This window comes from Flavobacterium pedocola (genome assembly GCF_053764385.1).
In genome coordinates this window covers 342,760-356,633 of record NZ_JBSNCR010000004.1, presented here as the reverse complement: position 1 = coordinate 356,633, position 13,874 = coordinate 342,760, and the positions used below count along the sequence as shown (strand labels likewise).

The following is a 13,874-nucleotide window of genomic DNA, read 5'->3' as shown; positions in this document are numbered from 1 at the left end:
ATGCTTTTACAAAAAATTCATAACTCATAACTTATAATTTATAACTGTCCAGTGAATTACCTTTCAGTAGAAAACATATCAAAATCGTTCGGCGAAAGAACCCTGTTTAAAGACATTTCGTTCGGTATCAACAAAGACCAGAAAATTGCCTTTATCGCAAAAAACGGTTCCGGAAAAACCTGCATCATGAAAATCATCAATGGTGAAGACGAGCCGGATACGGGACAAGTCGTGGTGCGCAAAGAAATCAAAATGGCGTTTTTGTCCCAGGATCACAATCTGCAGGATGAGTTGACCATTGAAGAAAGTATTTTCGCTTCGGATAATGAAATCCTGCACGTTATTGAGCGTTATGAAAAAGCATTGGAGCGTCCAGAAGACGAAGAAGCCTATCAGAAAGCCTTCGACGACATGGACCGCCACAATGCCTGGGATTTCGAAACGCAATTCAAACAGATCCTGTTCAAACTGAAACTGGAAGATTTCAAACTGAAGGTAAAAAACCTTTCCGGAGGGCAGAAAAAACGTTTATCGCTGGCCATCATTTTAATCAACCGACCGGATTTACTGATTCTGGACGAGCCGACCAACCACTTGGACTTAGAAATGATCGAATGGCTGGAAAGTTATTTCGCGAAAGAAAACATCACTTTGTTCATGGTAACGCACGACCGTTTCTTTTTGGAACGCGTTTGCAACGAAATCATAGAATTGGACAACGGTAAACTCTACCAATACAAAGGGAATTATTCCTATTATTTGGAGAAAAAAGAAGAACGCATCGCTTCGGAAAATGCAACGATTGACAAAGCACAAAACCTTTTCGTAAAGGAATTGGCCTGGATGCGCCGTCAGCCTAAAGCAAGAACCACAAAATCAAAATCGCGTCAGGACGACTTCTACAAAATTAAGGAAGTAGCCGAAAGCCGCAGAAAAGAAAACGTAGTTGAGCTCGAAATCAATATGGAGCGCATGGGAAGTAAGATTATCGAACTTCACAAAATCTCTAAAAAATTCGGCGACAAAATCATTTTAAACGATTTTACTTTTGATTTTCAACGCGGAGCCAGAATCGGGATCATCGGGAAAAACGGAACCGGAAAATCCACATTCCTGAATTTGCTGACCGGCACCATTCCTGCCGATAGCGGAAAAGTGGTGGTTGGCGACACTATAAAAATCGGTTACTACACCCAAAGCGGTATCAATCCGCAACCGGGACAACGTGTAATCGATATCATTAAAGAATTCGGCGAATACATTCCGCTGGCAAAAGGCCGCATCATTTCGGCTTCGCAATTGTTGGAACGCTTTTTATTCGATGCCAAAAAACAATATGACTACGTTGAAAAACTAAGCGGTGGCGAATTGAAACGTTTATATTTGTGTACGGTTTTGATTCAGAATCCTAACTTTTTGATTCTCGATGAGCCCACAAACGATTTGGATATTGTAACGTTAAATGTTCTGGAAAGTTTCCTTTTGGATTATCCGGGCTGTTTATTAGTAGTTTCGCACGACCGTTATTTCATGGACAAAATCGTGGATCATTTATTTGTATTCCGCGGACAAGGTGAAATTGAGAACTTCCCTGGAAATTACTCTGATTTCCGTGCTTACGAAGACAGTGCCGAGCCTGCAAAAGAAGAACCGAAGGAAAAAGTCAACTGGAAACAAAACAATCCGGCTTCTTCAGGTTTAACTTTTAACGAACAGAAAGAATTTCAGAAACTCGAACGTGAAATAAAAGATTTAGAACTGAAGAAAAAAGAAATCGAGCAATTGTTTTCGGACGGAAAAGTAATAGATGCAGATATAGAAAAGAAAGCCAACGAATTGCAAAACGTCATCAAAAAAATAGAAGAAAAAGAAGAACGCTGGTTTGAACTTTCTGCTAAATCAGAATAATCATGGGAAAAAAGTTATTGTTTTTTATTTTATTCGTCTTTGTAACCTTCAGCACATCAGCACAAACAGAAGACACAAAGCCAAAAAACTGGATCGTAAAATGGAACACTACCGCTGCGGTTGATGTGTTTTCCTTTCCGACAATTCAATTTGCAGCAGAACGAAAACTTAACAACTATTTCTCGGTGCAGACCGAACTTGGAGTGCAACTGTATGATTTAGGTAAAAAAACAGATACCATTTCTGTCAACACCTCAGGATACAGGGTTATAACCGAAGGAAGGTTTTATTTCTACGATTACTTTAAAAAGAAGAAAGCTGACGATTCAAACACAGCAAAAGAAAAGCCTACCGGAATTTATACCGGAATTCAGGTTTTTTACAGAAGGAACAGCTATAACTACGATCAATCCTATTATCGCAACGAAAGCGATTACGATACAGCAACAAATATGCAAACCGACGAATTGGGAGTTAATAAAGAAGTTTACGGAATCAATTTATGTTTCGGATACCAAATGTCGGTGCAAAATTTTGTTCTTGAACCTTATATGTATGTTGGCGGGCTTAAACGAAATATCAAAAACTTCGATAGAAAATACGACACTAATTTAGGCCACATTCCTAAAGACAACATTCATTACTTTGGTAAAGATTTGGAAGAAATGTCAGGCACTGACGGGAACTTCTCTATCGGTTTTCGGGTGGGTTACCGTTTATAATTTAGCCAAGGAATGTTGCCTATAATCACATCTTACCTGCAATTCCTTTGGCACTCTAAAAACCAACACGGAGTGCATTGTCATTTATTTATTCTTTGGTAACCAAATGTTTACGATAAAACAAAAACCACAGCAAAACAAAATTCTGCTGTGGTTTTTGTTTATTTAGAAACGGGGTATTACCAAGCTATCGGCACATAATCTTTTAAGAACTTTCCACACCAGTGTTTTCCGGTATTGATCCCATCAAACAAAGGATCCATAACGCGTGCAGCACCATCAACAATATCAAGTGGTGGCTGAAAATCTTCTTCTTCCTGTTTTCTTTTTGCCAACTCTGCCGGATCTTCATCGGTAACCCAGCCTGTGTCTACCGCATTCATAAAAATACCGTCTTTTGCCAAAGAACCTGCCGCCGTATGCGTTAACATGTTCAGTGCTGCTTTAGCCATATTGGTATGCGGATGACGGTCGTCTTTATATCCATAATAAAACTTACCTTCCATCGCAGAAACGTTTATAATGTGCTTTTGCCCCGTGTTGTCCTTCTTCATAACTTCTGCTAGACGGTTACACAAAACAAAAGGCGCTACCGAATTTACCAATTGCACTTCAATCATTTCCGTAGTTTCAATTTGCCCTAGTTTTAAACGCCAGCTGTTGGTTTTTCTTAAATCGACTTGCTGTAAATCGGCATCCAATTCGCCTTCCGGAAAAACTTCATTCGCTACCAGCGTATTATCAAACGAATAAGGAATCTGCGATAATTTAGCCGAAGCCCGCAAACCAATCCCCGGTTCCGGCCCATGCCAGGTTACCGGCATATTCTGACTGGAAGAAGCGCCCATGGTCAATACTTTCAATTCCTGCAAACAATCAGTATGGTCGAACAATAAATCCTGTACTTGTTTTGGTAAAGAGGCAACCGAACGTTCTTCGTTCTCCATTAAATGCGCATAAAAACCAGCGGGGCGCCTTACCGTTTGCGCAGCGTTATTGATCAGAATATCCAAACGACCGTATTTTTGTTCAATAAAATTGCAGAAAATCTCTACACTGGGAATGTGTCGCAAATCCAATCCGTGAATTTTTAACCGATGTCCCCACTCCATAAAATCCTCTTCCTGTGCAAAACGCAAAGCGGAATCGACCGGAAAACGCGTAGTTGCAATAACTGTAGCCCCGCCACGTAAAAGCATCAACGTAATGTGATACCCGATCTTTAAACGAGAGCCTGTAACCACAGCTATTTGTCCTTTTACATTTGCGGTCTGAAAACGTTTGGCATAATTAAAATCGCCGCAATCGCCGCACATCGTATCGTAAAAATGGTGCAGTTTGGTAAAGGGCGTTTTACAGACGTAACAATTTCTTGGCGTTTCCAATTCCAATTGTTCTTTATTGACCAAATCCGCAGCTGCTAATAATTTTGGTGCAATAAAAATACTTGCCTCGCGAGCACTTCTTATTCCGGTTTCTTTTCGCGCGGTTTTGTCTGCATTTTCCTTTTTGCGTTTGGCTACTAATCTTCCATCCTTTTTTCTGCGGGAAAGTTCATCACGATCCGGTCTGGAGAATTGCCCAGCAGCTTTAATCAAGGCTGTTCGCTGCTCTTTCGGAATATCAAATATCTGATCAGTATTGGTATTTAACTGCGTCAATAGCGCAATGCATTTATTAATTTCTTCCGAAGTTAATGCGTTTGTATTCTCTATTTCATCTTTCGTCTTCATAAAACAAGGTGTCGGTCTTGACGGAACTGCCAAGGCTGCAAATATAGTTTTTAAATCTGGTTTCAACTTTTTACTGTAAACGATTCAATCTTTCTGAAAATGACTTTGTATCTTCGCCTCTTGTTTGTAAAACCTTGTGCACGACTATGCTGTTTCAAATAAAAGCTTATCTGAATTTTCTTTGGCACTCCAAAAACCAACACGGAGTACATTCGCCATTTGTGTATTCATTGGTAACGAAATGCTTTTACGACAGAAAAACGAAACCGGAGTACAAAATTCTGAAGCACTACCGAAACGAATTACTTCGCAACAAAAAAACAATTGAAGTTACAGACTTTGGAGCTGGCTCAAGGGTTTTCAAATCGAACACAAGACAAATTTCTAAAATTGCACAAACCGCCGGAATTACACCAAAACGAGCGGAATTATTATACAGAACCGTTACTTATTTCCAACCGGATACCATTTTAGAAATCGGGACTTCGTTAGGACTGGCAACTTCCGCCCTTTCGACAGGTAATCCTAAAGCCAAAATCGTAACACTTGAGGGCTGCCCGGAAACATCAGGCGTGGCACAAAGCCAATTTCAGAAATTCAATCTTACTAATATTGAAGCTCAGGTAACGGAATTCAAAGACTATTTTTCAAAAACTGCGACCGGAAATTGCGACTGGAAACTCATTTACTTCGACGGCAACCATTCCAAAGAAGCTACACTTACGTATTTTGAATTGCTTTTACCTACCATCACCAACGACACCGTTTGGATTTTCGACGACATTCATTGGTCTGCAGCTATGGAGGAAGCCTGGGAAATCATCAAAAACCATCCGAAAGTAACGGTAACCATCGACACTTTTCAATGGGGCTTCGTATTCTTCCGTTACGAGCAGGAAAAAGAGCATTTCACCATCCGGATTTAAGCCGCTTCCTACCTGATCATTTCGAAATTATACCTGAAACAGCATCAATTCCCTAAAGTTTTGGCGGTATTACAAAGTATTCTTTTAATCCCTTAAAAGACAGAATTTTAACAAACAAATAACATATTTTAAAATTGTAACTTACTAAAAATCAATAACTTTACATTGAGTTACGACCCATCAGAGATGAGTTATAACTCATCGCACATCATACTTTTTTTAATCTCCCTGCTTTCACGAGTGGGGAGTTTTTATGTAAGGCTGTAACAACTCTTAAAAATTGGCTACTTATTATCGTATCAGAATCCGTTTTTGTATTTTTAATCCGAAAAAAAGCCAGCAATGTCACAGCCCATCATCAACATCAAAGGAATTACCCGCGATTTCCCGCTTGGTAACGAAATCGTTTACGTTTTAAAAGGAATCGATTTACAAATCAACAAAGGTGAATACGTAGCCTTGATGGGGCCTTCCGGGTCCGGTAAATCAACTTTGATGAATCTTTTGGGATGCCTTGACACCCCAACTGCCGGCAGTTACATTCTTAACGGAAAAGATGTCAGCAAAATGGAAGACGACGAACTGGCCGGAATCCGTAACAAAGAAATCGGTTTCGTGTTCCAGACCTTCAACCTGATGCCCAGAACCACTGCGTTAGACAACGTGGCTTTACCAATGATTTATGCCGGGCACAATAAAGAAAGCCGTGACAAACGCGCTACTACCGTTTTAACCCAGGTAGGCCTTGCCGATCGTATGGACCACAAACCCAACCAACTTTCCGGAGGACAACGTCAGCGCGTAGCGGTTGCGCGAGCCTTGGTTAATCATCCGTCCATTATTTTAGCCGATGAACCAACCGGAAACCTTGACAGTAAAACGTCGGTGGAAATCATGAACCTTTTCGACGAAATCCATGCCAACGGAAACACGGTAATCCTGGTAACCCACGAGGAAGACATTGCTAGACATGCCCACCGCATCATCCGTTTAAAAGACGGCATGATCGAGAGTGATAATCCGAACAGGTAGTCACTGTTTACAGTCGCAGTTTTCAATTTCTGAAAAAAGCAATAATCAACAACCGTTTTAAATGGGAGCGAATGGTTTTGGCTAACCGGCAAACCATGTTCCTGCCATCCGCTGTACTTCGTGCCGCTGCTGTCAGGGCTAGGGAGTTTTTGTCTTTTGTGTTTGGATAGTCCTTGAAAAACTCAGTAACTTAGCGACTAGATTAATTACGAATTACGAATAACCAAACCACAAATAACCAATTCATGAAAGTATATACCAAAACCGGCGACAAAGGAACCACTGCACTTTTCGGAGGCACCCGTGTTCCGAAACACCATATCCGCATTGAAAGTTACGGTACCGTAGACGAATTAAACTCCTATATCGGCTTAATCCGTGATCAGGACATCAATCCGTTGTACAAAAACATTCTGATAGAAGTTCAGGACCGTCTTTTCACCCTCGGAGCCATTTTAGCCACACCACCGGAAAAAGAAGTGCTTAAAAACGGGCAACAACGTTTAAACATCAACCGCATTTCTCCTGAAGACATTACGCTTCTGGAAAACGAAATCGATGCGATGGACACCGCTTTACCCCCTATGACGCACTTTGTTTTGCCAGGTGGTCATACTACCGTGTCATATTGTCATATAGCACGCTGTGTGTGCCGTCGTGCCGAGCGTTTAACCACGCATCTGAACGAAATTGAGGCCATCGATGAACTGGTTTTAACCTATCTGAACCGACTTTCTGACTACCTTTTTGTCTTGGCACGGAAGTTGTCGTTTGACTTGCACGCTGATGAAGTAAAATGGATTCCGCGTAAACAGTAATCAGTCACAGTATTCAGCATTCAGAAACTGAAAACTGCAACTGAAAACTGAGCACTAAAAAACGACGTTCTTAACTTTTTTTAAAATAAAACGAATTTTACTTGATTTTTTCAGTATAAAATTTATTTTTGCATAAAACTATAAATCGATATAAAAGATGTATTGGACATTAGAATTAGCATCTTATCTAAGCGATGCTCCGTGGCCAGCCACAAAAGATGAACTAATCGACTATGCGATCAGAACAGGAGCTCCTTTAGAAGTTGTAGAAAACTTACAGTCTATCGAAGACGAAGGTGAAATCTACGAATCAATGGAAGAGATTTGGCCTGACTATCCTACCGATGAAGATTACCTTTGGAACGAGGATGAGTATTAAAAAATAAACACACAGCGAAAAAGTCTCAGATGAGGCTTTTTTTTTGTGTAAATTTGCACACATTTATCAGTATATAAACCAACAGAATTATGAGTTTCATAAACAGCATAATAAAGGCTTTTGTGGGAGACAAATCCCAGAAAGACGTAAAGGCTATCCAGCCCATCATTACGAAGATTAAATCTTACGAAAGTGCTTTAGCGGCGCTTTCCCATGATGAATTAAGAGCTAAGACCACTTTCTTCAAAGAGCAGATCAAAAATGCAAGAGCAGAAAAAGATGCCAAGATTGAAGAATTAAAACAGGAAGCTGAAGCTACTGACAACATCGACACAAGAGAAGATATCTATGCTGCTATCGATGCTTTGGAAAAAGAAGCGTATGAAATCTCAGAAAAAATATTGAACGATATTTTACCGGAAGCTTTCGCAGTAGTAAAAGAAACCGCACGCCGTTTCAAAGAAAACACCCAGATCACGGTTACGGCTACGGCAAAAGACCGCGAATTATCGGGAGCAAAATCCTATATATCTATTGAAGGCGACAACGCGGTTTGGGCCAACTCCTGGGATGCCGCCGGAAAAGCCATCACCTGGGACATGATCCACTACGACGTTCAGTTGATTGGTGGTACGGTATTACACCAGGGGAAAATCTCCGAGATGCAGACCGGGGAAGGAAAAACATTAGTGGCAACCTTGCCGTTGTATTTAAATGCTTTAACCGGAAACGGTGTTCACCTGGTAACCGTGAATGATTACCTTGCCAAACGTGACAGCACCTGGAAAGCACCGTTGTTCGAGTTCCACGGGATGACCGTAGATTGTATCGACAACCACCAACCAAACACCGATGCCCGTAGAAAAGCCTACGAAGCGGATATCACTTATGGAACCAATAATGAATTCGGTTTCGACTATTTACGTGATAACATGGCACACACGCCGGGTGAATTGGTACAAAGAAAACACAACTACGCGATTGTCGATGAGGTGGATTCCGTATTGATTGACGATGCCCGTACCCCGCTAATCATCTCAGGACCGGTTCCTCAGGGAGACCGTCACGAATTCAACGAATTAAAACCGAAAATCGAAAACTTATACAACCTTCAGCGTCAATTGGCGAACGGTTTCTTAACGGAAGCAAAACGTTTGATCAAAGAAGGAAATACTAAAGACGGCGGTTTCCAATTATTAAGAGCTTACCGTGCTTTACCAAAAAACAAAGCCTTGATCAAATTCCTTTCTGAAGAAGGGGTAAAACAAATCCTTCAGAAAACGGAAAACGAATACATGCAGGACAACAACCGTAAAATGCCACAGGTTGACGAAGCTTTGTATTTTGTAATTGAAGAGAAAAACAATCAGGTAGAATTGACCGATAACGGTATCAAATTCATGTCCAAAGATACGTCGGACGATTTCTTCATCTTACCGGACATCGGTACAGAAATCGCCAACATCGAAAGACAAAACCTTCCAAAAGAACAGGAAGCAGAAGCCAAAGAAGTTTTATTCCAGGACTTCGGTGTGAAAAGCGAGCGTATCCACACGTTAACGCAACTTTTAAAAGCCTATACCCTATTCGAAAAAGATACGGAATACGTAATCATGGACAACAAAATTTTGATTGTTGATGAGCAAACCGGACGTATCATGGACGGACGCCGTTATTCCGACGGTTTACACCAGGCGATTGAAGCTAAAGAAAACGTAAAAATCGAGGCAGCAACCCAAACTTTTGCAACCATTACCCTTCAGAACTACTTCCGTATGTACAACAAATTGGGAGGTATGACCGGTACTGCGGTAACTGAGGCTGGTGAGTTCTGGGAAATCTACAAATTAGACGTAGTGGAAATTCCAACCAACAGAGGAATTGCCCGTAAAGATAAAGAGGATCTAATCTACCGCACCGTTCGTGAGAAATTCAACGCGGTGGCAGAAGATGTACAACAATTGGTGGCAGAAGGCCGTCCGGTATTGATCGGTACGACTTCGGTAGAAATCTCCGAATTGTTGAGCCGTATGCTAAAAATGAAAGGCATCCAGCACAACGTATTGAATGCGAAATTACACAAACAAGAGGCACAAATCGTTGCTGAAGCTGGTAATCCGGGCGTTGTAACCATCGCAACCAACATGGCCGGTCGTGGAACCGATATTAAATTGTCTCCGGAAGTAAAAGCGGCTGGTGGTTTAGCCATCATCGGTACGGAGCGTCACGATTCGCGTCGTGTAGACCGTCAGTTACGTGGTCGTGCGGGTCGTCAGGGAGATCCGGGAAGTTCACAGTTCTATGTGTCTTTGGAAGATAACCTGATGCGTTTGTTCGGTTCGGAGCGTGTGGCGAAAATCATGGACCGAATGGGAATCAAAGAAGGTGAAGTAATTCAGCACTCGATGATGACCAAATCCATCGAAAGAGCACAGAAAAAAGTAGAGGAAAACAACTTCGGGGTTCGTAAACGTTTGTTAGAATATGACGACGTAATGAACGCGCAACGTGAAGTGGTTTACAAACGCCGTCGTCATGCTTTACACGGAGAACGTTTGAAAGTGGATATCGCGAACATGATGTATGACTTGGCAGAATTGATTACCGAAAGCAACAAAATAACCAAAGATTTCAAAAACTTTGAGTTCGAGTTAATCCGTAATTTCGCTATCGAATCACCGGTATCAGAAAACGATTTCAACAGACTTACTGAGGTTGAAATTGCCGGAAAAGTGTACAAAGCAGCAATGGAAACTTACGAGAGCAAACAAGTGCGCAATGCAAAAGATGCTTTCCCGGTTATCAAAAATGTATACGAAAACAACAATGGCCAGTACGAGCGTATCGTAGTACCTTTCACAGACGGTATCAAATCACTGAATGTGGTTACCGATCTGGAAAAAGCTTACACCAGCGAAGGAAAAACATTATTGACCGATTTCGAAAAGAACATCACTTTAGCCATTGTTGACGAAGCGTGGAAAAAGCACTTACGTAAAATGGACGAATTGAAACAATCGGTTCAGTTGGCCGTACACGAGCAAAAAGATCCGCTATTGATCTACAAATTCGAAGCGTTCAACCTGTTCAAAAACATGTTAGACGGTATCAACAAAGAAGTGATTTCGTTCTTGTTCAAAGGTGATTTACCTTCCCAAAACCCGAACAACATTCAGGAAGCGGAAGAAATCCCGGTACAGGAAGAATACACCACTTCAAAAGAAGAAGTATTGAATACGGATGAAATGGCTTCCAGACACCGTGAAGCAGCACAAACACAACAGCAGCACCATGTAACGGAAACTGTTGTACGTGATGCTCCGAAAATCAACCGTAACGACAATGTTACTATCAAGCATGTGATGAGCGGAAAATCCGAAACCATGAAGTACAAAAAAGCAGAATCGCTTTTAGCTTCAGGCGAATGGATTATAGTTAACGACTAAGCAAACCGCAAATAATAAAGATCCCCGATTATGAAAGTAGTCGGGGATTTTTTGTATTTTTAAGAAAAATATGATGGTATGAAATTAAAACTTTCTTTAATCGCCCTATTCTTTCTGTCGTTACTTCAGGCGCAATCCGTATCGGAACTGAAAACCTCCACCCAAAAAATCTATGAAGCTTCTTACAACATGGATTTCAACGGCATACTGGATTACACCTACCCAAAACTGTTCGATATCGTAAAAAGGGAAACCATGTATGAAACCCTCGACAAAACCTTCCAAAATGAACAATTCGGAGTACGGTTTGTCTATCCGAACCCTAAATTCACCTTTTCAGAGCTTAAGAAGATCGGGAACCAGACTTTTTGCATCATCAATTACAAAGGTGCCATCCGTATGAAGTTTGAAGAAAAAATCGATGATGCTACCGCTCAAACCATGATTACCAGCTTTAAAGAAAGCATGAAAGATAAAAAAATCACCTTCGAAAAAGACCGCAACAGTTTCCTTATAGAAGGCAACGACGTGATGATTGCCGTATCCGATGCCCTTACGCAAAACAAATGGCGGTTTGTCAACTACGACATTGCTCAAAAAACTTTTCTGGACAAAGTCATTCCGGAAGCCATCAGAAAACAACTTGGATTACAATAAAAAAAAAGCCTCTTTTGAGGCTTTTTTTTATTTCTTCAATGATAAATTATACTGCAACCCAAAAACAAAAGTCCGTGGTGCGGCAGCGGTATACGTTGGTGCTGAAGTGACGGTATTTCCTCTTGTAACGTTATAGGCATACAGTTTATCGGTGAGGTTCATTAGGTTTCCGTAAAACTCAAATCCCTTCCACTGATAGCCAAATCGCGCATTAAAAACATTGTATCCGTCATATTTAGCGGTATTGACCTGATCCTGATACCAACCTGGCACCATTTGCCATTCCACAGATGTCCGGAAATTTGGTAACCATTTCGGATAAAAACTCACTTCGGAATTCCCGGTCCATTTCGGTGCGGAAGGCATTTCAAAACCACTTAAATTCTGAATCGGGTCAGAGGGTTTGTCCGATATTTTGAAGTCGATGAATTTATGTACGGCTGTGGTACCGCCAATACGCATTTTAAACTGTTCACTCAGGCAATAATTCACCGAAAACTCAATTCCCTTATGCATGGTTTTCCCCGCCGATTGGTAATCCGTGGAATTATCGGGTTGACGAATGTTCAGCAGTTCGTTTTTCCCTTCCATGTAGTACAGCGAAAAATCAATCGTAATTTTCTGCTTTGGAAAACTCAACCAGCCTCCCACTTCATAATTATTGAATTCGGCCGGTTTCAGGTTATAATAAAAAGCTGCCGGCGTTCCCGTGCTCCCACCTGTTCCGGCTTTGGCCCTGAAAATCGAAGTTAGTCCTGGTGGCGCAAATCCCTGGGAATAATTACCATAAAGTCCCCCAAAGGCAAACGGATTATAATTGACACCGGATTTAAAGGTAAACTGCTGGTAAACTTTATTTCCGGCAGATTGATCAATACGGTTGGTATAATCAAAACTCATGTTGTCGTAACGGCCTCCCAAAGTCAGTACAACCTTTTCAACAGGTTTGACCGTCGCCTGCATAAAAACGGCCTTGTTATAAATTTTAGCTTCATAATCCGAAAGCTTAATATCCGGACGCTCGGCCACAATTTCATAACTGCTGACGGTTTGTCCACCCGGGTTCAGATTTGCCAATAAATCGATTTGGTACGCATTATACACTACAGGGGAATAATCAAAAAGCGCGCCGCCCACGATAGACGTATTTAAAAAATTTATCTTTTGATTGTGTTGCAGCACAGCCCCGTAACTTTTAAAATTGTTGGAATTGATTTCCCCACGGGCTGTAGTTTGCCCCGGCGTCCATCGGATACCGTAGGATGGGTTCTGACCTAATTTGTTGTTGCGATGAAAAGCGGTTACAGTTGTAAAGGCATTGTCGCTCCAGTTTTTCTCAAAGCTTATTTTACTTCGCAAAGCCTCTGATTTTCTGTACGTGAAATCAGTAGTGCTTTTATAGGTTCGGTTGTAAAAGTCGTTTTCGTTTACGGTACCGGTCATATCGGAATAATAGTCCCCATAAAACAGCGTCGCAATCAAACGCGTTGAGGCATTAAAATTATAATCAAACCGCGCGTTAATGTTGTCTTTGTTGTAATCCGAAAAAGTCATCCAGGAATTCCGCTGCGAGGAGGACAAACCGGCAATATGAAAACCGAATTTACCAAAGATCGCACTTCCGGCCGCCTGCAATCGCTTATACCCCCAATGTTCGGCCTGAATACCTAATTTCATCTCCGGATTCAGGGAAGGTTTTAATGAGAGGAGATTTACCGCTCCACCCACAGCTTCAGGACCGTAAAGTGAAGAAACCGGCCCTTTTACCACTTCGATCGCCTGCAAGTTAAACTGATTGATTTCCAAAAGCGCGTTGTGGTTGAAAACACCCATCGGACGAATCGGTAAGCCGTCTTCCAAATAAAGGTAATACGCATTGGTGGTCATCGGTTGACGAATAGCCATCGAGTGTTGTTCGCTTCCCAGATTCACCATTAAAATGCCGGGAGTTTTGTTTATGATTTCATAGACCGCAGTGGCCTTGGTTTCGTTAATCGTCTGCTGTGAAATTTTGGAAATGGCAACCGGAACTTCTCTTTTAGAGGAAACGCCCCGATTAGCAGTAACCACCACATCATCAAGCTGGTTAGATTTTACAGAATCTTTTTGAGTTGGGTTTTGTCCATATATAATTTGCCCTGTCACCAATAAGGCAAGGATTATTTTTTTCATTTGTTCGTTAAGTTAGGATACTAAAATTTTTCGCTTTGATAAAATCAATAGCAGTCATTCCACTGTGAGTACAGCAGAAAA

10 protein-coding genes are annotated in these 13,874 nt (G+C 41.4%); 8 read left to right on the top strand and 2 right to left on the bottom strand.

Annotation, left to right across the window (positions count from 1 at the left end; genetic code table 11):
• The first annotated feature begins 51 nt into the window (after window positions 1–51).
• On the top strand, window positions 52–1,908 hold the full coding sequence (locus ACWPKD_RS11550) for an ABC-F family ATP-binding cassette domain-containing protein (protein WP_455412832.1): 1,857 nt from the start codon (window positions 52–54) through the stop codon (window positions 1,906–1,908).
• A gap of 2 nt (window positions 1,909–1,910) precedes the next feature.
• Entirely contained in the window at window positions 1,911–2,630 is a 720-nt protein-coding gene (locus tag ACWPKD_RS11545) for a hypothetical protein (RefSeq protein WP_455412831.1), read from the top strand.
• A 179-nt stretch (window positions 2,631–2,809) separates the two neighbouring features.
• Here the strand turns inward: ACWPKD_RS11545 and ACWPKD_RS11540 are convergent, their stop codons facing one another.
• On the bottom strand, window positions 2,810–4,363 hold the full coding sequence (locus ACWPKD_RS11540) for an SDR family NAD(P)-dependent oxidoreductase (RefSeq protein WP_455412830.1): 1,554 nt from the start codon (window positions 4,361–4,363) through the stop codon (window positions 2,810–2,812).
• Between the two features lie 146 nt (window positions 4,364–4,509).
• Here ACWPKD_RS11540 and ACWPKD_RS11535 point away from each other — a divergent pair, with 146 nt between their 5' ends.
• The 6 genes from ACWPKD_RS11535 to ACWPKD_RS11510 all read left to right on the top strand — a co-directional run bounded on the left by ACWPKD_RS11535 (window position 4,510) and on the right by ACWPKD_RS11510 (window position 11,621).
• Window positions 4,510–5,289 (top strand): O-methyltransferase, encoded by a 780-nt coding sequence (locus ACWPKD_RS11535; protein WP_455412829.1) that lies wholly within the window; start codon window positions 4,510–4,512, stop codon window positions 5,287–5,289.
• Window positions 5,290–5,631: 342 nt separating this feature from the next.
• Window positions 5,632–6,321 (top strand): ABC transporter ATP-binding protein, encoded by a 690-nt coding sequence (locus ACWPKD_RS11530; RefSeq protein WP_455412828.1) that lies wholly within the window; start codon window positions 5,632–5,634, stop codon window positions 6,319–6,321.
• 245 nt (window positions 6,322–6,566) lie between these two features.
• Entirely contained in the window at window positions 6,567–7,139 is a 573-nt protein-coding gene (locus ACWPKD_RS11525) for a cob(I)yrinic acid a,c-diamide adenosyltransferase (protein WP_455412827.1), read from the top strand.
• A gap of 157 nt (window positions 7,140–7,296) precedes the next feature.
• Window positions 7,297–7,518 carry a DUF2795 domain-containing protein gene (locus ACWPKD_RS11520; protein ID WP_002986941.1) on the top strand — a complete coding sequence of 74 codons (222 nt, stop codon included), beginning with the start codon at window positions 7,297–7,299 and terminating at the stop codon, window positions 7,516–7,518.
• Window positions 7,519–7,607: 89 nt separating this feature from the next.
• The gene (gene secA, locus ACWPKD_RS11515) at window positions 7,608–10,964 is read left to right on the top strand and encodes a preprotein translocase subunit SecA (protein ID WP_455412826.1); all 3,357 of its coding nucleotides are present in this window, start codon (window positions 7,608–7,610) and stop codon (window positions 10,962–10,964) included.
• Between the two features lie 78 nt (window positions 10,965–11,042).
• Window positions 11,043–11,621, top strand: a complete 579-nt coding sequence (locus ACWPKD_RS11510; RefSeq protein ID WP_455412825.1) for a hypothetical protein — start codon at window positions 11,043–11,045, stop codon at window positions 11,619–11,621.
• Between the two features lie 27 nt (window positions 11,622–11,648).
• Here ACWPKD_RS11510 and ACWPKD_RS11505 read toward each other — a convergent pair whose 3' ends face one another.
• Complete coding sequence (locus ACWPKD_RS11505; protein ID WP_455412824.1) at window positions 11,649–13,793, bottom strand: TonB-dependent receptor; 2,145 nt, start codon at window positions 13,791–13,793, stop codon at window positions 11,649–11,651.
• Window positions 13,794–13,874: the final 81 nt, after the last annotated feature.

What these genes read in the sequence shown, in the direction of transcription:
- ACWPKD_RS11520 (WP_002986941.1), top strand. Translation starts at nt 7,297, where the DNA reads ATGTATTGGACATTAGAATTAGCATCTTATCTAAGCGATGCTCCGTGG.
- ACWPKD_RS11530 (WP_455412828.1), top strand. Translation starts at nt 5,632, where the DNA reads ATGTCACAGCCCATCATCAACATCAAAGGAATTACCCGCGATTTCCCG.
- ACWPKD_RS11545 (WP_455412831.1), top strand. Translation starts at nt 1,911, where the DNA reads ATGGGAAAAAAGTTATTGTTTTTTATTTTATTCGTCTTTGTAACCTTC.
- ACWPKD_RS11535 (WP_455412829.1), top strand. Translation starts at nt 4,510, where the DNA reads ATGCTGTTTCAAATAAAAGCTTATCTGAATTTTCTTTGGCACTCCAAA.
- ACWPKD_RS11505 (WP_455412824.1), bottom strand. Translation starts at nt 13,793, where the DNA reads ATGAAAAAAATAATCCTTGCCTTATTGGTGACAGGGCAAATTATATAT.
- ACWPKD_RS11540 (WP_455412830.1), bottom strand. Translation starts at nt 4,363, where the DNA reads ATGAAGACGAAAGATGAAATAGAGAATACAAACGCATTAACTTCGGAA.
- ACWPKD_RS11525 (WP_455412827.1), top strand. Translation starts at nt 6,567, where the DNA reads ATGAAAGTATATACCAAAACCGGCGACAAAGGAACCACTGCACTTTTC.
- secA (WP_455412826.1), top strand. Translation starts at nt 7,608, where the DNA reads ATGAGTTTCATAAACAGCATAATAAAGGCTTTTGTGGGAGACAAATCC.
- ACWPKD_RS11510 (WP_455412825.1), top strand. Translation starts at nt 11,043, where the DNA reads ATGAAATTAAAACTTTCTTTAATCGCCCTATTCTTTCTGTCGTTACTT.